The following is a 20,998-nucleotide window of genomic DNA, read 5'->3' on the forward strand; positions in this document are numbered from 1 at the left end:
CGAAGAGGCCCTTGAACCTGGCACAAGGCTCACGAGCGCCTTCGCCGGCAAGCCGGCTCCTACAGAGGCGGGCACAGTCAGCGGCGGCGCATCAGGCCGATGAAGAACACCCCGCCGATGGCCGCGGTGGCCACGCCGATGGGCAGGTCCTCGGGGGCAATCAGGGTGCGCGCAGCCACATCCACCCAGACCAGGAACACGCTGCCCAGCAGTACGCACACCGGCAGCAGCCGGCGGTGTTCGGCGCCCACCAGGCGCCGGGCAATGTGCGGCACCATCAGCCCGACAAAACCGATGGAGCCGCTGATGGACACCAGCACTCCGGTCATCAGCGAGGCAATCAGGAACACCTTCAGGCGCACATTGCGCGCGTTCAGCCCCAGGGTCACGGCGGTCTGCTCGCCGGCCATCAGGGCGTTCAGCGGGCGCGCCATGCCCAGCAGCAACACCAGCCCCAGCAGCACGCTGGCGGCGGGGATCGCCAGCAGTTCCCAGCGGGCCAGGCCCAGGCCGCCGAGCATCCAGAACATCACTGCGGAGCTGGCGCGGTGGTCGCCCATGAACAGCAGCAGGTTGGCCGCGGCCATCATCACGAACGACACCGCCACCCCGCACAGCAACAGCCGGTCGCTGTCGAGGCGGCCGTTGCGGGCGGCGATCCCCAGCACCAGCGCCATGCTCAGCAGGGCGCCGACAAAGGCCGCCAGGGGCAGGGTCAAAAGCCCGATGACCTGGCCCAGGTGCAGCACCACGATCACCGCGCCGAGGGTGGCGCCGGAGGTCACCCCCAGCAGGTGCGGGTCGGCCAGCGGGTTGCGGGTCACCGCCTGCAGCACCGCGCCGATCAGTGCCAGCCCGGCACCCACCAGGGCCCCCAGGAGCATGCGCGGCACGCGGATCAGCCAGACGATGTGCTCCTGGCCCGGGCTCCAGTCCACAACGCCCAGGCCCAGGGCCTTGTGCAACAGAATGCGCCCCACCACCTCCACCGGCACCCGCGCCGGGCCAAAGCCCAGGGACACCACGCAGGACGCCAGCAGCAGGGCGCCCAGGGCCATCAACAGTGCGGCATAGCGGGGACTGGTCATTCGCCGTGGAAACCCTTTGCCAGGGTTTCCACCGCCAGCACGTTGTCGATGCCCGGCGTGGCCTGCACATAGGGGATGACGATGAAGCGCTGGTTCTTGATCGCATCGACTCCTTGCAGGGCCTTGTTGTTCAGCAGGAACTGCTGCTTCTGCTCGGCGCTGACTTCGCTGTAGTCGACGATCACGATCACCTGCGGGTTGCGCTCGACCACGGTTTCCCAGTTGACCCGGGTCCAGCTGGCGTCGACGTCATCGAGGATATTGCGCCCGCCGGCCGCGTCGATCAGGGCCTGGGGCATGCCCAGGCGGCCCGAGGTCATGGCCCGGTCTTCGCCGCTGTCATAGAGGAATACCCGCGGCTTGTCCCTGGGCAGGTCCTTCTGTACCTGGGCCACCTGCTCCTGCATCCGGGCGATCAGGGCGTTGGCGCGATCCTGCACGTCGAAGATCCGCCCGAGGTTACGCAGGTCGGTGTAGGTGTCCTCGAGGCTGGCGGCCGGGCGCTTCATCACGAAGGCGCAGGACTCGGTCAGCTCGTAGACGTTGATCCCCAGCGGCGCCAGGGTCTGGGGCGTGAGGTCGCCGCCCACGCGCATGCCGTAGTCCCAGCCGGCGAAAAAGAAGTCGACGTTGGCATTGAGCAGGGTTTCCACCGACGGGTACTTGGCCGCCAGTTCCGGCAGGCCGTCGAGCAGGGCGCTCATCTGCGGGGTCACGGCCTTCCAGCCGCTGATCCCGCTGTAGCCCACCATGCGTGGCTTGAGCCCCAGGGCGAGCATCATCTGGGTCATGTTGATGTCATGGCTGAGGGCGTGTTTCGGCGCTTGCTTGAAGGTCACTTCGCGGTTGCAGCTGGTGATGGTCAGCGGGTAATGGGTGGCCTCGGCGAAGGCCTGGGCGGCCCCCAGAGACAGGGCCAGGAGCAGGCTGGAGCGAAGCAGGGAGCGCAAGGTCATGGTTGGGTGATCCAGGTGATTCGTGGGTAGCCGGACAGGGGATGGGCGTCGATCAGCGCCTCGACGCCGAAGACGTTGCGCAGCAACTCGACGGTGAGCACCTCGCCGGGCGTGCCGCTGGCGACGATGCGCCCGTGGTCGAGGACATACAGGCGGTCGCAGAAGGCCGCGGCCAGGTTCAGGTCGTGGATGCTCGCCAGAGTACCGATGCCCAGGCGCTTGACCCGCTGCAGCAACTCCAGCTGGTAGCGCGGGTCGAGGTGGTTGGTGGGCTCGTCGAGGATCAGCAACTGGGGTTGCTGGGCCAGGGCGCGGGCCAGGATCACCCGCTGTTTCTCACCGCCGGACAGGGTGGCGAAGGCGTGGTCCTCGAAGCCCAGCAGGCCCACCGATTCCAGGGCCTCGCGGGCGATGCGCCGGTCGTCCTGGGTGTCGCCGTCGAACAGGCCCTTGTGCGGGGTGCGGCCCATGGCGACCACCTCTTCCACGGTCAGGCCGAAGGCGTCGGGAAACTCCTGGAGGACCACGGCGATGCGTTGCGCGCACCAGCGCGGCGACTGCTTCCACACATTCTGATGCTCAAGCTGCACCTCGCCCTGCTGCGGCTTGCTGAAGCGATAGGCGCAGCGCAACAGGCTGGTCTTGCCGCTGCCGTTGGGCCCGATCAGGCCGACGAACTCGCCGGCCGCCACCTGCAGGCTGGCCTCACGCAGTTGGAACTGGTGGTGGCAGTGGCCCTGGCCCAGGGGTGTCCAGGCCAGGTTGGTGAGGTTAAGCGAGGTCATGCCGTATCCGTGTGGTCCCCGCGCGGTGGCCGCAGGTGAGGTTAAAAGGTGTAGTCAGCGGTGACGAAGAACGAGCGCGGCTCGCCGAGTATCCATTGCTGGCCGTCATTGTATTGGCTTTGCGCGTACTGGCGGTCAAACAGGTTGTTCAATTGCAGGCCCAGGGTGGTGCTGGGCAGAGCTTTCCACGACAGCGCGGCATCCACCACGGTGTAGCTGGGCAACTGATTCCGGTTGGCCATGTCGGCGTAGCGTGCGTCTACGTAGCGCACTCCGGCGCCGGCCCGCAGGTCATCGTCGAGGGCCTTGCTCAGCCACAGGTTGGCGGTGCGCCGGGGCACGTCCACCGGACGCTTGCCGTCGCGGGAGACCTGCACGCCGTCGACGTCCTGCTGGAAGTCGTCGTACCGGGCGCGAACGATGGCGGCGTTGGCCTGCAGTTGCCAGGCGCGGGGCAGTTGCAGGTCCAGGCTGGCTTCTAGGCCGTTGGAGGATTGCTGGCCCACCTGCTGTTTCAGGTCCGGGTCGCCCGGGACATCGGTCAGCAGCTTCTTCTTGACGATGTGATAGGCCGCCAGGGTCCATTCGCCGCGCTGGTCCCAGAACATCTGCTTGAGGCCGATCTCGGTCTGCCTGGCGCTGGAGAGGTCGAATTGCTGCTGGCTCTTGCTCAGGGAAATCAGCCCGCCGACACCGTCGGTGCTGGTGGAGTACTGGCCATAGAGGGAGGTGTCCGGGGTCACCGCAAACACCAGCCCGGCCTTCCAGTTGTTACCGGTCAGGGTCTTGTCGCTTCGGCTGTCGTCCTTCAAGTCATCGCGATCAATATGCACGTAGTCGCGGCGCACACCGCTCACCAGGGACCAGCGCTCGCTGAGCTGCAGGCGGTTTTCGGCGAACACCGACATTTGCCTGGTGGTGGTCTTGAACTGGTCGCGGTAGGGGCTGTCGCTGGCGAAGTCGTCCGGGGCCGGATGGTACAGGTCCACCGGCTGACCGTTGCTGAAGCTGTCGATGAAGGGCGAGTTGCTCTTCATGTGGAAGCGGATGCGGTTGTAGTCGACCCCGGTCAGGGTCTGGCTGTCGAGGCCCAGCAGCGAGTGCTTGAAGGTGAAGGTCTGGCGGTCGCCGACCTGTTCCTGCTGGTGACCGATGCCGAAGTTGCCGCTGCGGGTCAGTTGCCGGCCCAGGCTGTTGAAGTTGTAGTTCTCGGCGTTCTGCCAGCGGCGCTGGGCCTTGAGGTAGTACAGCTCGTTGCTGGCGCTGAGGTTGTCGGAAATCTGCCATTGGCTGGTCAGGCGGGTCCACTGGTCGTTGTAGTGCTGCTTGTCATTGCGCACGTTGTAGTTCTTGTCCCGCAGGCTCTTGTGCAAACGCCCGTCGATCAGTGGCGTGCCGAAGTAGTTCATCGGGTTCTGGTCGCCGTAGTCGTGGGCCAGGGTGAAGGCCAGGTCGTCACGGGCCTGCCAGCGCAGGGCAGCGCTGACGAAGTCACCGGAGGAATCGCCCCGGTCGATCCAGCCGTTGCTGCGCTCGCGGTTGAGGTTGAGCCGGTAGCTCAGGGTGTCGCTCAGGGAGCCGCCGCTGTCCAGGGCCTGCTGCTGGCGATCGAAGGAGCCGTAGCCCAGGCGCAGGTGGTTTTCGATTTCGCCGCTGAACGGCTTTTTCGGGACGGTGTTGATCACCGCTCCGGTGGCGCCTTCGCCGTACAGCACCGAGGCCGGGCCGCGCAGCACGTCGACCCGCTCCACCGCCCAGGTGTCCACCGGGAAGGTCACGGTGCCCATGCCGGTGTACATGCGGTTGCCGTCATACAGCTGCATCACCGAGCTCTGCCCGGTAAAGCCCCGTGCCGACAGCGAGGTGCCGCCGTCGCCCGGGGTGCCGGTGCGGCTGATGCCGGCGCTGCGCGATACCGCGTCCTGGATGCTCCGATCGCCCCGGGCGCGGATTCGATCGCCGCTCAGGCTGTCGGTGCTGGCCGGGGTTTCCAGGGCGCTCAGGCCCAGGCGCGAACCGGCGCTGGTGGGGGTGGCCAGGCGGATGCTGTCGTCGGCTTCGCTGGCAGCGGCGGAGATGGTGCCGGTGGGCAGGGTCAGGGCGGAGCCGTCGGCCTGGGCCGGGGAAGTCAGGGCCATCAGGCAGAGGCTGGGCAGCAGGTACTTGTTCATCGGGACGGTGAATCACTTCTTCCAGAGGGTTGCCCGCAGCGGATGAGGCTGCGGGCTGGGATCTTACACTAAGCGTTATAAAGTAACATTATAACTGTGCGCGACTGAAGCGCGCGGAGTGTACAGAGCCCTCTGGAATGCGCATCTCGGCTGATTCATGTTGAAGATGAGGCTGATTCAGGATCACGGTTCCAGCGCGATAGCAGCAGGCGGTCCAGCAGCCAGACCACGACCAGCGAAGCCCCCACCAGCGGGAAGGCCAGGGCCAGCAGGCCGATGACCAGCATTGCGGTCTTCCAGCGTGGCAGGTCGTGGCGCAGTGGTGGTACGCCGAGCCGGCCCTGGGGCCGTCGTTGCCACCACATGATGAGACCACTCACGGCGCCGAGCAGGATCATCAGGCACACCACCAGCACCAGGATCTGGTTGAAGCGCCCGAACATCTTGCCTTCGTGCAGCATCACTCCCAGCTCGGTGGCCCGGGCCACGTTGCTGTAGTCCTTCCAGCGCACATCGGCGAGCACCTGGCCGCTGTACTGGTCGACGTGCAGGGTGGCGTCGTGGCGCGGGTCGTCGGCGAATACGGCGATGGTGAATACCCCTGTCGCCGTGCTCGGCAGGGTGATGCTGTAGCCCGCTTCGACCTGGCGCTGACGGGCGATGTCCTGCACAGCCTGCAGGCTGATGGCGGGGACGGCCGCAGCGGTATTGCCGGCGTTGTGGGCCATGTGCTCGGCGTGGTCGCCGGACATCGGCATGGGGGTGTTTTCCAGGGCCCAGGGCACGGTCTGGCGGCTGGCGCTGTTGAGCTCTCCGGCCTGCTGGTCGGAGGTCGGCACGTCGTTCCACATGGCCGCCGGAAAGCGGTTCCACAGGTCGGCGTACTGCTTGCCCCAGAAGCCGGTCCAGGTCATGCCGCTGAGCAGCATCAGCAGCAGGAAGGCCGAGCCCCAGAAACCCAGCACACCGTGCAGGTCACGCCAGAACAGGCGGCCGCGGGCACTCCAGCGTGGCCAGAGTACCCCGGCCGAAGACTTGCCCCGCGGCCACCACAGGTACAGGCCCGAGACCACCAGGACAATGCCCCAGCTCGCGGCCAGTTCCACCAGCCGATCACCCGGGGTGCCGATCATCAGCTCGCCATGAATGGCCCGGGCCATGGCCTGCAGGTTGCCCTTGGCATCCTGCTCGCCGAGCACGTCGCCGTGGTAGGGGTCGATGAATACATTGAGTTCCTGGCCTTTGTGCTGCACCACGAACTGCGCGCTGCGCTCGGCATCCACAGGGGGCAGGTACTGCTTGATATGGCCCTGGGGGTAGGCGGCCTGAACCCGTTGCAACAGCTCATCGGCGCTGAGGCTGTGGTGGGCGGCAGGCACCTTGAGCAGGCTGGGGTACATCAGCGGGTCCAGCTGCGGTTTGAACAGGTAGACGATGCCGGTCAGGGCCAGCATCACCATGAAGGGGGCGACGAACAGTCCGGCGTAGAAATGCCAGCGCCAGGCCAGGTTGTAGAAAGACACTTTGGGTCGGTTCATCGGGGAAGGCTCCGCAGGGCTGTGGATCTTTTCTTATGGGGGCTGTTCGCCGGCAAGCCGGCTCCTGCGACGAGGAGACGGCGTGCCGGCGAAGGGGCATCAGAAACTCAGGTCAACCTTGGTCCAGAGCGTGCGCCCCGGTTCCTTGATGGCTTGCGGGTCCGTCGCCGGATAGCCGAAGCCGGCATTGCCCGCCAGGTTCAGGTGCTCGGCGTAGGCCTTGCCGAACAGGTTGTCGACCCCGGTGCTGAGCTTGAGGTTCTTGGTCACCCGGTAGGCGCCGTTGAGGGAGAACACGCCGAAGCCGCCGCTCTTGCCGAAGTCCTTGCCGACCACGTTGCCCTTGTTCAGGTCCACCCGGTTCTGCGCGGCGACCACGCGCCACAAGGCCCCGGCGCTCCAGTCGTCCTCGCTGTAGGTCAGGCCCAGGCGCGCGTCCAGCGGCGGCATCTGTGGCAGGGCCTTGCCGTCGCTGCTGTTCTTGCCCCAGGCGTAGGCCAGGGTCGCGTCGGCTTTCCAGTTGGAGGTCAGCTTGTAGGCCGCGCCCAGTTCGCCGCCCATGATCCGGGCGTCGATGTTCTCGGCCCGAGAGGTGCTCATGCCCATCATTTTCGAGTTGTAGTCGAAGAGGATGTAGTCGCGCACCTGGCCGATGTAGCCCGAGGCCCAGGCTTCCAGGTCTTCACCCTGGTATTGCAGGCCGAAGTCGAGCTGGGTGGTCTTTTCCGGCTTGATCGAATCGAAGGCGTTCACCGAGCCGGCCGGGCCCATTTTCGGCGAGAACAGCTCCCAGTAGTCGGGGAAGCGCTGGGTGTGGCCAAGGCCGACGTAGAGCGTGGTCGGGCTGTCGGCCAGGTCATGCTCGTAGCGCACGAAGCCGCTGGGCAGGGTATCGGCCCGGGTGTCGCCGGCGGTGGGGTTGGGGCGGGTCATCATTCCCGAGCCGATGCTTTGCCGGTAGTCCTTGGCCGAGGCGCGGTCCAGGCGCGCGCCGGTGATCATGCGGTCACGCTCGGCGGCGTACCAGGTCAGCTCGCCGAAGGCTCCGTAGTTGTGGAAGTCGGCGTCCTTGGTACGGGGCAACTCCTTGTAGGTGTCGATGCCGCTGCTGGCGCGGTTGCGGTGTTCGTTGGTCTGGGCGTCCAGGCCGCCGATCAGTTGCAGGTCGGCCCAGCGCCAGGTGGCCTTGATCCGCGCCCCGAGGGTGCGACGGTCGACGTTGGAGGCCATGGGGCCGGCCATCATTCCGGTGCCGGATGGGGTGCGCAGGCTGTAGTTGTCCATCACGTGGTCGGCGTAGTTGTAGTAGACCTGGGCCTCGACCTTGTCCAGCACATCGCCAAGGTTGGACTTTTCGAAACGCAGGCCCAGGCTTTCGCGCTTGAACTGCGAGCCGTCCATGCCGCGCCCGGCGTAGCGGGCTTCGCCATCGCCCTTGCCGGCGGTGAGTTCCAGCAGGGTGTCGGCGTCCGGGGTCCAGCCCAGGGCCACGTCACCGTTCCACTTGTCATAGCGCGAGGCCACGGTGTCATTGTTGCCGTCGCGGTAGTCGTCGGCGTGGGCGGTGTTGCCGATCACCCGCACATAACCCAGGGGGCCACCGGCAGCGGCATCCAGGGTCTTGTCGAAGCGCCCGTTGGAGCCGGCCAGCAGGCTGGCATTGACCCGGGTGCCGAGTTCGCCGAAATGTTCCGGTTCGCGCTCGAAAAGCACCGTGCCGGCCGAGGCGCCCGGGCCCCAGAGCACGGTCTGCGGGCCCTTGATCACGGTCAGCCGGTCGTAGGTTTCCGGAGAGATATAAGAGGTCGGCGCGTCCATGCGGCCCGGGCAGGCGCCGAGCATCATGCCGCCGTTGGTGAGGATGTTCAGCCGCGAGCCGAACATGCCTCGCAGCACCGGGTCGCCGTTGGTGCCGCCGTTGCGTACCAGGGCAAAGCCGGGAATGGTCTTGAGGTAGTCGCCGCCGTCACTGGCCGGCACCGGCTGGCGCGGGTCCTTGGGGTTGGTGACCACGGTCAGGGGCGAGCTGGGGGCGATGGCGGTGATCACCGTCGGGCTCAGTTCGGTGCTGTGCCGGGAGTGGTCCGTTGCGGCATCGTCGGCCAGCGCCAGGGGCGTCAGCAGAGCGCCGCAGAGGACCGCGAGGGCGCGGTTGAAGTGCTGGCGCGCAGGGTTCAGGGCGAAGGTCTTGAGTGGCTGGGCAACGCCCAGGCGAGAGTCGGCAGAAAACATAGATGTTCCATCGTTCGGTCTTGAATGACACGGCCGCGGGTACGCGTCTGTCGCGCTGACAGCCGGCCGTGTGAGATGAGCTGAAGACTCAGGCGAGGAACGGTGGGGCGCGGGTCAGGGCGCCGGGGAACACGGTCTGCCGGGCGTGGCCCAGGCGCGTGGCGGGGATCAGGAAATACGGTGTGGGCGGCGTGAACAGAGCGGCGAACGACAGCGCCGAAGGCAGTGCCGGGCAATTGAACAGCAGGCTGCAATAGCCGCATTTTTCCCAGAGCACATGCTCTTCGCCCTGGGATCTGCCCTTCTGTGCGTGGTGCGGGCTTTCACCGTGGCAGCCGGGCGCAGCGTCGCCCATGTCCATGGAAACGGACATGTTCATCGGCATCGCGTGATCCATCGGCATCGACTGGGAAATCAGCGGGCCGATAAAGATCATCAGCATGGCGAACAGGCTGATCCAGCTGCCGCGGCGGACTCCAGACGAGTCGCGGCGCGGCACGGACCGCCTGCGGCCAGGCGCGTGCGGGGCGTTCACGGTGAGGGCCGGTCAGTGCTTACTGGGCGTGCATATGCCCTTGCATGGCGTCCGGCGCCTGCTTCTGCACCGCCACTTCGACCGTGACGTCACCGGCTTTTTCAAAGTGCAGGGTCAGCGGGAAACGCTTGCCGTCGGTGAGCAGGCTGCGGTCCTTGAGCTCCAGCAACATCACGTGGTAGCCCATGGGGGCGAAGGTCGCCTCGCCACCGGCGGGCACCGCCACCTTGGCCACTTGTTGCATCTTCATCATGTCGCCTTGCTTGACGTGCTCGTGCAGCTCGGCCTTGCCGGCGATCGGCGAGTCGACGCTGAGCAGGGTGTCGGCGCTCTTGCCCGGGTTGTGCACCACGAAGTAGGCGGCCACGGTGGGCGCGTTCGGCGGCAGTTCCTGAGACCAGGGATGGGCGATCTGCAGGTCACCGGCCTTGTAGTCGTGGGCGGTGGCGAAACAGGCAGGCAGCAGCAGTGCGGCCAGCAGCAGGGATTGCTTGACCAGGGATGGTTTGGACATGTGAGTTCTCCAGAACGATTCAAAGACGCAGATCACTTGCGAAAGGGAATCATGCCAGAGGCGGGGCACCGGGGTTCAGGCTGGGCCATTGCTGGCGCAGGGTGAGCCGTTCTACCTGCGGTTGCGGTGCGCCCGGCTGGACTGCGAAGCGGGTGAAAGACAGCTGGGGAACGTGCCCGGGCAAGGCCACCAGCGGCGGCGAGCCGGAGCAGCACCAGCAGTGCTGCATGGTGGAATGGTCGTCGTTCTGTGGCGCTTGCTGGTCGAGCTTGCCCAGGGAAATGGCCACCAGCTTGGTGCCGGTGGAGGAGCAGAAGCTGCCCCACAGCAGTTGCTCCTCCAGCCCCGAATCGCTGCGCTGCATGGCCCCGGAAAGCGGCATGGCAAGCATGTTGAACAGCACTGCGAAGCAGGCGATCCAGGCAAATGCGAGCCGTTGTCGGGACATGGTGGGCGATCCGTCGGTTGAGCGATCAGGCGGGTATTTAGCCTGATCGCTGTGGATAAGTAAAAAAACACCGTGTGCGGTGTGGTGTCGCAGGAGCGGTTCAGGCGTTGCTGACGTTGATCTTCAGCCCCAGGGCCTTCATCACCTTGATGATAGTCGCGAACTCCGGGTTGCCCTGGCTGCCGAGGGCCTTGTACAGGCTTTCGCGGCCCAGGCCGGTGTCACGGGCGACCTGGGTCATGCCGCGGGCACGGGCGATGTCGTTGAGTGCGGCGCGGATCAGCACGCCGTCGCCGGTGTCTTCCTCGAAGCAGGCGTCGAGGTAGGCGACCATGTCTTCAGGGGTCTTGAGGTACTCCGCCGCGTCGAAGCGGGTCACTGGGGTGCGCATGTTTCAGCCCTCGCTCTTGAGGTCGCAGGCCAGTTGCCTGGCCCGTTGGATATCGCGTTTCTGGGTGGCCTTGTCGCCGCCGATCAACAGCAGGTAGATCATTTTGCCGTGGCGCGAGAAGTACACCCGGTAACCCGGGCCGCGGTGGATGCGTATCTCGTGGACGCCTTCGCCCACAGGTTCGCAGTCGCCAAAACGGCCCAGCTGTGCGGCGCGGATCCTGGCCAGTACACGGGTTTTCCCTTGCGGGTCCTTCAGGTTCAGCAGCCAGCGGCTGAACTCAGGAGTCTGCTCGAAAACGAACATGGCGAATGTATTCCTTGGGATACGTCGCGGCAACCCATTTGCTCGCGAAAAACCCAGTGAAGCGACAGGCGGTCCTGCCCGGCGCCGGCGTCACTGAGGCTGTTCAAGGAAGGCTAAAGCAAGGAATTGGCGCGCGCTGCCAGGGGTTTCCCAGGTTGCTGTGGGGGATGATGGTTTTGTCTGTCAGGCTTTATCCGGCAAGCCCAGGGCCAGCAGCAACTGGGCCGTGCTGCTGAAACTGCGATCCGTTTCGGGCAGGTCCGGACGCTTGAGTACCAGCACCGGCAGCCCGCGCTCGCGGGCCACTTCCAGCTTGGGTTCGGTGGCGCTGCTGCCACTGTTCTTGCTGATCAGCACGTCGATCTGTCGGCGGGCGAACAACTGCCGCTCGTCTTCGATCAGGAACGGCCCGCGGGCACCTATGACTTCGCAGTGCTCGTTGCCCGGGCAGGCCTCCAGGGCGCGCAGGGTCCAGAATTGCCCGGGGGGAATTTCATCCAGGTGCTGCAGGGGCTCGCGGCCCAGGGTGAACAGTGGCCGCCTGAAGGGGCGCAGGGCCTCCACCAGTTGCGCCCAGCCGTCGATCTCGCGCCAGTCGTCACCCGGTTGAGGCTGCCAGGCCGGGCGCCGCAAGGCCCAGCAGGGCACGCCAGCGCTCTTCGCGGCGGCCACGGCATTGGCGCTGATCTGTGCTGCGTAGGGGTGGGTGGCATCCAGCAGCAGGCCGATCCGCTGCTCGCGGATAAAGCGCGCCAGGCCCTCGGCGCCGCCGTAGCCGCCGACCCGTACCTGGCACCGCAGGTCACCGGGCACCCGGCCGACCCCGGCCAGGCTGTAGATATGTTCCGGGCCCAGGGTGCGGGCGATGGCCAGGGCCTCGGTGACCCCGCCCAGCAGCAGGATACGGGTCATTGGAAACCTCCGGCGTGGCCGACGATGCCGCCCTGGCGGTCGATGGCAAAGACCTCTACCTGGACCTGGGGCGGCACCACGCTGCGGGCGAAATCCAGGGCGTGCCGGCATACCGCATCGCCCAGCGCGATTCCGGCGGCGCTGGCCATGGCCAGTGCCTGCTGGCTGGTATTGGCTTGGCGGATCGCCTGTTGCAGGGCCGGGTCGGCCCCCGCATCGGCGGCCCATTGCGCCAGTTGCGGCAGGTCGATACTGGAGTGGCGGCTGTGCAAGTCCATGTGCCCGGCGGCCAGCTTGCTGATCTTGCCGAAGCCGCCGCACAGGCTGAGTTTATCCACCGGTACTTTGCGCAAGTGCTTGAGCACCGCGCCGACGAAGTCGCCCATTTCGATCAGGGCGATTTCCGGCAGCTCGTAGACCCGGCGCATGGTGTCTTCGCTGGCGTTGCCGGTGCAGGCGGCGATGTGCAGGTAGCCATTGGTTTTGGCCACGTCGATGCCTTGATGGATCGAAGCGATGTAGGCCGCGCAGGAGAAGGGCCGGACGATGCCGCTGGTGCCCAGGATCGACAGCCCGCCAAGAATCCCCAGGCGCGGGTTCATGGTTTTCAGGGCCAGTTCCGCTCCGCCCTCGACGTTCACCGTGACCTCGAAACCGCCGGGGTAGGCCCGTTCTTCGGCGAGCCGTTGCAGGTGCTCGCCGATCATCCGGCGCGGTACGGGATTGATCGCCGGCTCGCCCACCGCCAGCACCAGGCCGGGGCGGGTCACGGTGCCGACGCCCTGGCCGGCGACGAAGCGAATGCCCGGTTCAGGGGTCAGGCGCACCCGGGAGTACAGCAGGGCGCCGTGGGTCACGTCCGGATCGTCGCCGGCGTCCTTGATAGTGCCGGCTTCGGCGCCGTCGGCGGTGTGGCGGCAGAATTCCAGGCGCATCTGCACCTGCTTGCCCTTGGGCAGGATGATCTGCACCGCGTCGGCGTTGCTGCCCTCGAGCAGCAGGCGCGCGGCGGCCAGGCTGGTGGCGGTGGCGCAACTGCCGGTGGTCAGGCCGCTGCGCAGAGGCGCTGGCTGTTCCGCTGTTTCTTCACGCATGCCCCAGCCCTCGCAGGGGCGAGCTTGCTCGCCAAGGGCGCACTTCGGTCTCTTGGGCGGACGTATTCGCGAGCAAGCCCGCACCTGCAAGGTTCATGGCAGGTCCCGGGGCTTGTGCAGGTCCAGCAGGGTGATCGGCAGGGCCTGGCGCCAGGTGTCGAACTCTCCCAGTGGCTGGGCCTGGGCGATGTGGATGCGGGTCAGCTCGCCGCCGTGGCGTTCTCGCCAGTCCATCAGGGTCATTTCGCTTTGCAGGGTCACGGCATTGGCCACCAGGCGCCCGCCGGGCTTGAGTTGTTCCCAGCAGGCCTGCAGCACGCCTTCGCGGGTCACGCCGCCACCGATGAAGATCGCATCCGGGCGTTCCAGCCCGGCCAGTGCCTGGGGCGCGCGGCCGCGTATCAGTTGCAGCCCGGGCACGCCGAGTACCTCGCGGTTGTGTTCGATCAATTGCTGGCGGCCGTCGTCGGCCTCGATGGCCAGGGCGCGGCAGCTGGGGTGGGTACGCATCCACTCGATGCCGATGGAGCCGCTGCCGGCACCCACGTCCCAGAGCAGCTCGCCGGGCACCGGTGCCAGGCGCGCCAGGGTCATGGCCCGCACGTCGCGCTTGGTCAACTGGCCGTCGTGGCGAAAGGCCGAGTCCGGCAGGCCGGCGAGCCGCGACAGGCGCGGGGTGCTGGCTTCGGCCAGGCATTCGATGGCCAGCAGGTTGAGGTCGGCGATTGCCGGGTCGGCCCAGTCATTGGCGGTGCCGTCGATGCGCCGCTCCAGGGGGCCGCCCAGGTGTTCCAGCACGCTGATCCGGCTCGGGCCGAAACCGCGCTCGCGCAGCAGGCCGGCGATGGCGGCCGGGCTGTGGCCGTCATTGCTCAGCACCAGCAGGCGTACCCCGCCGGACAGTTGGGCGCTGAGTGCGCTGATCGGCCGCGCGACCACAGAGAGCGTGATCACCTCCTGCAAAGGCCAGCCCAGGCGCGCAGCCGCCAGGGAATAGGACGAAGGAAAGGACAGTACCTGGATTTCCTCTGCGGGCAGCTGCCGCGCCAGGCTGGCGCCGACGCCGAACAGCATGGGGTCACCGCTGGCCAGGACGCAGACTGCAGCACCACGCTGGCTCAGCACCGGCTCCAGGGAAAACGGGCTGGGCCACAGCTGGCGCTGGCCACGGATGCAGGGTGGCAGCAGGTCCAGCTGGCGTTGGGCGCCGACGATCTTTGATGCGCCCAGCAGGGCGTGCCGGGCATTTCTGCCAAGGCCCTTGAAGCCGTCTTCACCGATTCCCACTACTGTCAGCCAGGGCGACATCTCTATTCCTCGAACGCAAAACCTGTTGTTCCGACAGGCAGGCTTTTCATGCCTTCGGACAAAGCAGGCATAATACCGCGCCTTCGCTGACGAAGCGCTTTTCCCACACGGCCGGTCACCCCTTGAACGAACGCTCGATGTCCACTGCCATCCGCCCCTCGGCCTGCCCGGGGTTGCTGCGCATCGTCCCGGCGCTGGACGGTGGCATCTGCCGGATCAAGCTGGCTGGCGGCGTCATCAGCGCGGAGCAGGCCGTGGCAGTGGCCGAGGCGGCGCAGGCTTACGCCGGTGGCGTGATCGAGGCCACCAACCGCGCCAACCTGCAGATTCGCGGCATCGGCCCGGAGCATCAGGCACTGATCGCCGCACTGCTGGCTGCCGGGCTTGGGCCGACTACTGCCGCCGGTGACGATGTGCGCAACCTGATGCTCAGCCCCTGCGCCGGGATCGATCGGCAGTGCTTGATGGATACGCGGCCCCTGGCCGCGCAGATTCTCGACACCTTGCAGGGCCATCCGCGCTTTCACCAACTGTCGGCCAAGTTCGCCGTACAGCTCGACGGTGGCGAAGCCCTGGCCATGCTCGAACATCACCATGACCTGTGGCTGTCGGCCCTTGAGCGCGACGGCCAGGGGCTGCTGGCGTTCGGCCTGGCTGGCTGCCCGGTGGATGAACCCCTGGCGGCGGTGGCGCAGGACCTGGGCCACGAGCTGCTGGTGGCCGTGCTGGAGCTGTTTCTCGACCTGGCGCGGCCGGAACAGACGCGCATGCGTCACCTGCTGATGGACATGTCGCGGGAGGATTTCCTCGCTCAACTGGAGCCCCGCCTGAGCCGGCCGCTGTTGAATATCGGTGGCTGGCGGCGCCAGGCCAGTGACGCCAGGCTGCACATCGGTACTTATCCACAGGCTGCGCCCGGGCAGGTCTATGTTGGCGCGGGCACGCCCCTGGGGCGGCTCGATCCGGCCATGCTCAAGGGCGCGGCGCAATTGGCCCGAGAGTACGGCGACGCAAGCCTGCGCCTGACCCCCTGGCAGAGCCTGCTGCTGCCCTCGATCGCCGCGGCGGATGCGCCGGCGGCCACTGCAGCCCTGGAACAACTGGGCCTGCTGTGCAGCCCGCAACAGGCCTTGGCTCACTTGATTGCCTGCACCGGTTCCAGTGGTTGCGGCAAGGCCCTGGCCGACACCAAAAGCGACGCCCTGCAACTGGCAGGACTGCTCCAGCGCCATGCCCGCCAACTGGATGTGCACCTGTCCGCCTGCCCGCGTTCCTGCGCCGCCGCTCATGTGGCGCCGGCCACCCTGCTGGCGGTGGCCCCAGGGCGCTATGACTTGTATTTGCGCGATGCAACGCAGCCGGGTTTCGGCACGCTGCACGCACGCAACCTTTCTATTGAAGCGGCAGAGGCATTGCTCGATGCCCGCCCACGGAGCAACCTTGATGCTTGATTACATCCGCGACGGTCAGGAGATCTATCGCAACTCCTTCGCGATCATTCGCGAAGAAGCCCGGCTGGAGCGCATTCCCGCCGACCTGGAGAAACTCGCCGTGCGGGTGATCCATGCCTGCGGCATGGTCGAGGCCGTCGATGGCCTGCAGTTTTCCGAGGGCGCCGGCAAGGCCGGGCGCGATGCCCTGGCGGCCGGTGCACCGATTCTCTGCGATGCGCGCATGGTTTCCGAGGGTATTACCCGGGCCCGCTTGCCGGCCAACAACCAGGTGATCTGCACCCTGCGCGACGACAGCGTGCCAGCGCTGGCCCGGGAGCTGGGCAACACCCGTTCCGCTGCGGCCCTGGAGCTGTGGCGCCCGCACCTGGAAGGCAGCGTGGTGGTGATCGGCAACGCGCCCACCGCTTTGTTCTACCTGCTGGAAATGCTCGATGCGGGCGCGCCGAAACCGGCGCTGATCCTCGGCTTCCCGGTGGGCTTCGTCGGTGCCGCCGAATCCAAGGCGATGCTCGCCGCCGACAGCCGCGGGGTGCCCTTCGTGATCATGCAGGGCCGCCTGGGCGGCAGCGCCATGGCGGCGGCTGCGGTCAATGCCCTGGCCACGGAGGTCGAATGATGCAGCAGCCCGGACGTTTGATCGGCCTTGGCGTGGGCCCCGGTGACCCGGAACTGATTACCCTGAAGGCCCTGCGCCTGCTGCGCGAATCACCGGTGGTGGCCTACTTCGTGGCCAAGGGCAAGAAGGGCAATGCCTTCGGCATCATCGAAGGGCATCTGCAACAGGCCCAGACCCTGCTGCCCCTGGTGTACCCGGTCACCACCGAGGTGCTGCCGGCGCCGCTGTCCTACGAACAAGTGATCAGCGACTTCTACGACAGCGCCAGCGAGGAGCTGGCGCAGCACCTGGACGCCGGCCGCGACGTGGCTGTGATCTGCGAAGGCGACCCGTTCTTCTACGGCTCCTACATGTACCTGCACGACCGGTTGGCCGAGCGTTACCAGGCCGAAGTGGTGCCGGGGGTGTGCTCGATGCTGGGCGGCGCTTCGGTGCTGGGCGCGCCCCTGGTGTATCGCAACCAGAGCCTGTCGGTGCTTTCCGGGGTGCTGCCCCATGAGGAACTCAAGCGTCGCCTGGCGGACGCCGATGCGGCGGTGGTGATGAAGCTGGGGCGCAACTTCCCCAAGGTGCGCCAGGTCCTGGAAGAACTGGGGCTGGCGCGGCGTGCGCTGTACGTCGAGCGCGCCACCATGGCCAACCAGAAGATCGTGCCGCTGGATGACGTGGAGCCGATGTCCTCGCCGTATTTCTCGCTGATCATCGTTCCCGGCGAAAGGTGGCAAGGCTGATGGCCCGTTCAACTCCGGCCATCGTCATCCTTGGCCAAGGCAGCCTCGACACCGCACGGCAGATCCAGCGGCTGTATCCCGACTCGTTGATCCACGGTCTGGCGGAACGGGTCGAAGGCGCCGACCGGGTCTACCACGAATTCGGCGCGACCCTGCGCCAGCTCTATCAGCAGGACACGCCTATCATCGCCCTGTGTGCGGCCGGCATCGTGATCCGCACCCTGGCGCCGCTGCTGCTGGAAAAGGGCGCCGAGCCGCCGGTGCTGGCGGTGGCCGAAGACGGCAGCGCCGTGGTGCCGCTGCTGGGCGGCCTGGGCGGCGTCAATGGCATGGCCCGGGAAATCGCTGCGGGCCTTGGAGTGGCCGCGGCCATTACCACCAGTGGTGAACTGCGCTTCGGCACCTGCCTGCTCAACCCGCCCAGCGGTTATGCCCTGGGCGACCTGGAACTGGGCAAGCGGTTCGTCTCCGACCTGCTGGGTGGCGAAAGCGTGCGCATCGAAGGCGCAGCACCCTGGCTGGCCGCAGCGAAGCTGCCCGAGGACGACCAGGCCCGCCTGACCATCCGGGTCGGTTCAGCCGAGCGCGAGCCCGTGGCCAATGAACTGTTGATCTACCCCCGCAGCGTGCTGGTTGCCTGCCGTGGGCAGCGACTGGCCGGCGAAGCTGATAGCGACCTGGCCACCCACATCCGCCAGGCTTTGCATCAGGCGCGCATCGCGGTGCAGTCGGTGGCGTGCCTGCTGGCCGCTGACCGCGACATGGCCGACCGTGCCCTGCACCAGGCAGCGGCGCAACTGGGCGTACCGTTGCGTTTCCTGCCGGCCGCCGACAGCGTCGTCGAGCTGGCGCAACAGGCCGTGCCGCAATTGCTGCCGCCGCTGAAGGTGGGCGAGGACATCGCCATTGCCGTGGCCAACCAGCCCCTGGACCCCGAGCAGATCGGCCGTCCCCGTGGGCGTCTGGCCGTGATCGGCCTCGGCCCTGGCGCCGCCGAGCTGATGGTGCCGGCAGTGAAAGCCGAACTGGCCCGGGCCAACGACATTCTCGGTTATGAAACCTACGTGCGCATGGCCGGTCCGTTTCGCGCCGACCAGGTGATGCACTGCACCGATAACCGCGAAGAGATGCAGCGCGCCCGTCACGCCTTCGAGCTGGCGGCCCAGGGCCGTTCGGTGGTGGTGGTGTCGTCCGGCGACCCGGGAGTGTTCGCCATGGCCGCGGCGGTGCTCGAAGCCCTGCACGAATCCAGCGACCCGGCCTGGCACAGCGTCGATCTGGAGATCCTCCCGGGCGTCTCCGCCTCCCTGGCTACCGCGGCACAGGCCGGTGCGCCTCTGGGCCATGACTTCTGCGTGCTGTCGCTGTCGGACAATCTCAAACCCTGGGACATCATCGAGAAGCGCCTGGACCTCGCCTCCCAGGCCGATCTGGCCCTGGCCTTCTACAACCCGATTTCCCGCTCGCGGCCCTGGCAACTGGGCCGGGCCCTGGAGATCGTGCGCCAGCACCGTACGCCGCAAACCCCTGTGGTATTGGGGCGCGACATTGGCCGCCCGGGCCAGACCCTGCGGGTCATCACCCTGGGCGAGCTGACCCCGGAGCAGGTGGACATGCGCACCATGGTGCTGGTGGGTTCCTCCACCACCTGCGTCTTCCCTCGGGCCGGGGGCGGCGACTGGGTGTACACCCCGCGCTGGTACGGCAATAAACCCCTGTAGGAGCCGGCAAGCCGGCTCCTACGAGTCGCTGGGTTCGGCGGTCAGCAGCCAGGTGATGAATTCGAAGAAGCCGGCCCATCTGGCGGGGATGCGGCCGGCGACGAAAGCTTCCCAGTCGCCCAGGTCGAAATCCCAGACGCCGCCGCTGTCCTTGTCCAGCAAGTAGCCGCCTTCGCCTTGCAATGAGGTGAAGGCCACAAAGTTCTCTGGCAGCTCCCAGACCTCATGGATGAACTCGGTGCCCATGCGAACTTCCTCGCCGGGCCCGGCAATGTCGAGGAGCACTTCGTCGCTGGCGCGGCTGCTGAAGTCGGCGGGGTGGCAGGCCAGGTAGATCTGTGCGAACTCGCTGTCCGGGGCAATGCCCAGGGCTTCCAGCGCCAGGGTGACCTCGGCGCTTTCAGGAAGCGGGCGGTAGCGGGGCTGGGCTTCGATCAGGGCAATCAGTGGCGCTGGAATCATGCCGGGTACTCGGTGGCGCGTGGCCATTTGTCCAGCGGCAGATGGTTCATGTCGCGGGTGAATTGTTCCCGGGCCTGGCCCAGGGTTTTATGGTTCGGCCCGCTCGGCACATCCAGCGCTTCGCTGCCGTCGTCTTCCCAGTGGCACAGGTCGCAGATCTCGTATTCGCCTCGTGCGCCCAGGGTCAGGTAGCCGCAGCAGGGGCAGGCCTCCAGGCACTCGATGTTCGCGCTGACGGTGTAGTCACCCAGCCCGGCTTCACGCAGGCAGCGCCTCAGGTACAGGTGGGTCACGCCGCGATATTCGGCGCGCAGGGCGATCAGCAGCAGCGCGTCGTAGTGGGGGTCTTGCACCTCTTCCGGGGGCTCCGGTTGGGTCATGATCTGTTGTTGCAGGCTGGGTGGCAGTGTTGCGAACTCAAGGTCGTCGCTGTCCATCCCCCACCAGTTCAAGAGATGGGAGGCCCGGGCGGCGACGTCGAGGCCGGGCAGCCTGTGTGTGCTCAGAAGGTCGATGGCTGCGTTGGCGGTGAGTTTTTCCATGGGGGCTCGGCTTTTCGAGGGGGCGGTTCAGGGCCAGGTCAGGGTCAATTGGTCAGGGCGCTGAATGGGTATTCGTACCCTGACCCCGGAGGTCGATTCGCCATGGAGGTACTGGTCCTGGATCTCTACTCGGTTGAAGGGGTTGGTGTCGCGCAGGGCAACCAGCCAGATCAGTGCATCCGAGCCTTTTTCCTGCAAGGCCAGGAAGCCATCGCCGCCGTAGCCTGCCGTCTCCCCACCCCGGGCATAGAACGACTGTGGACCGTCGGTGCACAAGCCCAGGGTGGTGACGAAGTCAGGCTCATCCTGTTGGGGATAGTCCAGGGCCGGCATCCAGACGTTGTTGATCAGCCGGGGATGTTCATAGGGCAGGTCGAACAGGCAGTAGAACCCGCTGCCGAGGACCAGGGTGTTTTCCCGGGGGAAACACCCGTCCAGCCATTGTTCCTGAATGAAAGCGGCATCGGCGCTGTAGGGCATTGGGTGGTTCCTGCTCCTGCTGGAAGGGGGTTTCTACAGGTTCGAGACCTGGCGAAAACCGGAGTTGTAGGCGCATTGCCCGGCGTACTCGGGGCGTGCATCACAGGCCTTGAGGCAACCCTGGACGCCCTTGGGAAAGCGCGCCTCCACCGACATAGCGAAACCGTAGGTCGGCGTCGTCACCGCAAAGCTGCTGTTGCAGGCCACTTGCGTGCTGTAGGTGAAGGTCATGGCCTCGCGCCGGCCGTTGTGGGCGAAGGCCACCTCGAAGCTGTCGAGGCTGTTCCAGCCCGACAGCGGCAGCACTACAAAACGGTAGCGGGTGCTGTCCAGGCGTTGGCCGATGACCCGCAGGTTCTTGCTCGATGAGTCGGCCTTGGGCGAAGGGTAGGGCAGGGCCAGCAGCGCCCGCGGGTCACCCACCACGCCCAGTTCGAAGCCGATACCTTTTTGGTAGAAGGGTATCTCCAGGGCCGGTGCGCCCTCGATCTTCACGTACTGGCTGGATGCATAGGGGCCGCGGGTTTCAGGCTTGTAGTCCGGCGCTTTGGCGAAGCTGACTTCAAGCTCCAGCACCGCGTCTGAGGCCTTGGCGTGCTCGGTGCGTATATCGCTGGGTTGCTCGCTGCCATGGCTGGCGCAACCGGCCAGCACCATGGCCGTAGTCAGTTGCAGCAGCTGTCGGGCGGGCCATGGACGTAGAACGGTCATCAC

General features: G+C 66.7%; 22 protein-coding genes. 4 read left to right on the forward strand and 18 right to left on the reverse strand.

Annotated elements, in window-relative coordinates:
* Window positions 1–77: 77 nt before the first annotated feature.
* From AC1RMG_RS26120 to AC1RMG_RS26185, 14 genes are all read right to left on the reverse strand, one after another.
* Window positions 78–1,088 carry a FecCD family ABC transporter permease gene (locus AC1RMG_RS26120; RefSeq protein ID WP_011059011.1) on the reverse strand — a complete coding sequence of 337 codons (1,011 nt, stop codon included), beginning with the start codon at window positions 1,086–1,088 and terminating at the stop codon, window positions 78–80.
* Complete coding sequence (locus tag AC1RMG_RS26125; RefSeq protein WP_015633976.1) at window positions 1,085–2,044, reverse strand: ABC transporter substrate-binding protein; 960 nt, start codon at window positions 2,042–2,044, stop codon at window positions 1,085–1,087. Before AC1RMG_RS26125 ends, AC1RMG_RS26120 begins: the two co-directional genes overlap by 4 nt.
* Window positions 2,041–2,829 carry an ABC transporter ATP-binding protein gene (locus AC1RMG_RS26130; protein WP_053156130.1) on the reverse strand — a complete coding sequence of 263 codons (789 nt, stop codon included), beginning with the start codon at window positions 2,827–2,829 and terminating at the stop codon, window positions 2,041–2,043. The genes AC1RMG_RS26125 and AC1RMG_RS26130 overlap by 4 nt, the downstream gene beginning before the upstream one ends.
* A 41-nt stretch (window positions 2,830–2,870) precedes the next feature.
* Window positions 2,871–5,000: a TonB-dependent receptor gene (locus AC1RMG_RS26135; RefSeq protein WP_125062436.1), complete on the reverse strand. Its 2,130-nt coding sequence runs from the start codon at window positions 4,998–5,000 to the stop codon at window positions 2,871–2,873.
* Window positions 5,001–5,155: 155 nt separating this feature from the next.
* Window positions 5,156–6,538: a PepSY-associated TM helix domain-containing protein gene (locus AC1RMG_RS26140; RefSeq protein ID WP_065364902.1), complete on the reverse strand. Its 1,383-nt coding sequence runs from the start codon at window positions 6,536–6,538 to the stop codon at window positions 5,156–5,158.
* A gap of 99 nt (window positions 6,539–6,637) precedes the next feature.
* Window positions 6,638–8,770 carry a TonB-dependent copper receptor gene (locus tag AC1RMG_RS26145; RefSeq protein WP_493170568.1) on the reverse strand — a complete coding sequence of 711 codons (2,133 nt, stop codon included), beginning with the start codon at window positions 8,768–8,770 and terminating at the stop codon, window positions 6,638–6,640.
* 88 nt (window positions 8,771–8,858) lie between these two features.
* Window positions 8,859–9,269, reverse strand: a complete 411-nt coding sequence (locus AC1RMG_RS26150) for a DUF2946 domain-containing protein (protein ID WP_065364904.1) — start codon at window positions 9,267–9,269, stop codon at window positions 8,859–8,861.
* Between the two features lie 55 nt (window positions 9,270–9,324).
* The gene (locus AC1RMG_RS26155; RefSeq protein WP_065364905.1) at window positions 9,325–9,819 is read right to left on the reverse strand and encodes a copper chaperone PCu(A)C; all 495 of its coding nucleotides are present in this window, start codon (window positions 9,817–9,819) and stop codon (window positions 9,325–9,327) included.
* Between the two features lie 49 nt (window positions 9,820–9,868).
* The gene (locus AC1RMG_RS26160; protein WP_161466589.1) at window positions 9,869–10,267 is read right to left on the reverse strand and encodes a DUF2946 domain-containing protein; all 399 of its coding nucleotides are present in this window, start codon (window positions 10,265–10,267) and stop codon (window positions 9,869–9,871) included.
* Window positions 10,268–10,367: 100 nt separating this feature from the next.
* Window positions 10,368–10,658 carry an addiction module antidote protein gene (locus AC1RMG_RS26165; protein WP_011059020.1) on the reverse strand — a complete coding sequence of 97 codons (291 nt, stop codon included), beginning with the start codon at window positions 10,656–10,658 and terminating at the stop codon, window positions 10,368–10,370.
* A gap of 3 nt (window positions 10,659–10,661) precedes the next feature.
* Complete coding sequence (locus AC1RMG_RS26170; protein ID WP_011059021.1) at window positions 10,662–10,964, reverse strand: type II toxin-antitoxin system RelE/ParE family toxin; 303 nt, start codon at window positions 10,962–10,964, stop codon at window positions 10,662–10,664.
* A 183-nt stretch (window positions 10,965–11,147) separates the two neighbouring features.
* Window positions 11,148–11,876 (reverse strand): cobalt-precorrin-6A reductase, encoded by a 729-nt coding sequence (locus tag AC1RMG_RS26175; protein WP_401021053.1) that lies wholly within the window; start codon window positions 11,874–11,876, stop codon window positions 11,148–11,150.
* Complete coding sequence (locus AC1RMG_RS26180; protein ID WP_077933276.1) at window positions 11,873–12,970, reverse strand: cobalt-precorrin-5B (C(1))-methyltransferase; 1,098 nt, start codon at window positions 12,968–12,970, stop codon at window positions 11,873–11,875. Before AC1RMG_RS26180 ends, AC1RMG_RS26175 begins: the two co-directional genes overlap by 4 nt.
* A 93-nt stretch (window positions 12,971–13,063) precedes the next feature.
* Window positions 13,064–14,278 (reverse strand): bifunctional cobalt-precorrin-7 (C(5))-methyltransferase/cobalt-precorrin-6B (C(15))-methyltransferase, encoded by a 1,215-nt coding sequence (locus AC1RMG_RS26185; protein WP_011059024.1) that lies wholly within the window; start codon window positions 14,276–14,278, stop codon window positions 13,064–13,066.
* Between the two features lie 137 nt (window positions 14,279–14,415).
* Here AC1RMG_RS26185 and cobG point away from each other — a divergent pair, with 137 nt between their 5' ends.
* The 4 genes from cobG to cobJ are packed head-to-tail and all read left to right on the forward strand — an operon-like array spanning window position 14,416 to window position 18,800.
* Window positions 14,416–15,729, forward strand: a complete 1,314-nt coding sequence (cobG, locus tag AC1RMG_RS26190) for a precorrin-3B synthase (RefSeq protein ID WP_493170571.1) — start codon at window positions 14,416–14,418, stop codon at window positions 15,727–15,729.
* Entirely contained in the window at window positions 15,722–16,348 is a 627-nt protein-coding gene (locus tag AC1RMG_RS26195) for a precorrin-8X methylmutase (protein WP_011059025.1), read from the forward strand. Before cobG ends, AC1RMG_RS26195 begins: the two co-directional genes overlap by 8 nt.
* Window positions 16,348–17,079, forward strand: coding sequence for a precorrin-2 C(20)-methyltransferase (locus AC1RMG_RS26200; RefSeq protein WP_026020077.1), 732 nt, complete (start codon window positions 16,348–16,350; stop codon window positions 17,077–17,079). The genes AC1RMG_RS26195 and AC1RMG_RS26200 overlap by 1 nt, the downstream gene beginning before the upstream one ends.
* Window positions 17,079–18,800 carry a precorrin-3B C(17)-methyltransferase gene (gene cobJ / locus AC1RMG_RS26205; RefSeq protein ID WP_493170573.1) on the forward strand — a complete coding sequence of 574 codons (1,722 nt, stop codon included), beginning with the start codon at window positions 17,079–17,081 and terminating at the stop codon, window positions 18,798–18,800. Before AC1RMG_RS26200 ends, cobJ begins: the two co-directional genes overlap by 1 nt.
* Before the next feature lie 18 nt (window positions 18,801–18,818).
* On the opposite strand, the gene AC1RMG_RS26210 is transcribed toward cobJ, so the two are convergent.
* From AC1RMG_RS26210 to AC1RMG_RS26225, 4 genes are read right to left on the reverse strand one after another with little or no spacing between them, the layout of a single operon-like run.
* Window positions 18,819–19,262: an SMI1/KNR4 family protein gene (locus AC1RMG_RS26210; RefSeq protein ID WP_065364911.1), complete on the reverse strand. Its 444-nt coding sequence runs from the start codon at window positions 19,260–19,262 to the stop codon at window positions 18,819–18,821.
* A complete protein-coding gene (locus AC1RMG_RS26215) occupies window positions 19,259–19,804 on the reverse strand; it encodes a CPCC family cysteine-rich protein (protein WP_493170575.1) in 546 nt (181 codons plus the stop codon). Before AC1RMG_RS26215 ends, AC1RMG_RS26210 begins: the two co-directional genes overlap by 4 nt.
* Window positions 19,805–19,831: 27 nt before the next feature.
* A complete protein-coding gene (locus AC1RMG_RS26220) occupies window positions 19,832–20,284 on the reverse strand; it encodes a hypothetical protein (protein WP_493170577.1) in 453 nt (150 codons plus the stop codon).
* Window positions 20,285–20,317: 33 nt separating this feature from the next.
* Window positions 20,318–20,995, reverse strand: a complete 678-nt coding sequence (locus AC1RMG_RS26225) for a hypothetical protein (RefSeq protein ID WP_011059031.1) — start codon at window positions 20,993–20,995, stop codon at window positions 20,318–20,320.
* Window positions 20,996–20,998 lie beyond the last annotated feature (3 nt).

Source organism: Pseudomonas sp. GW822-FHT04H02 (genome assembly GCF_058800645.1).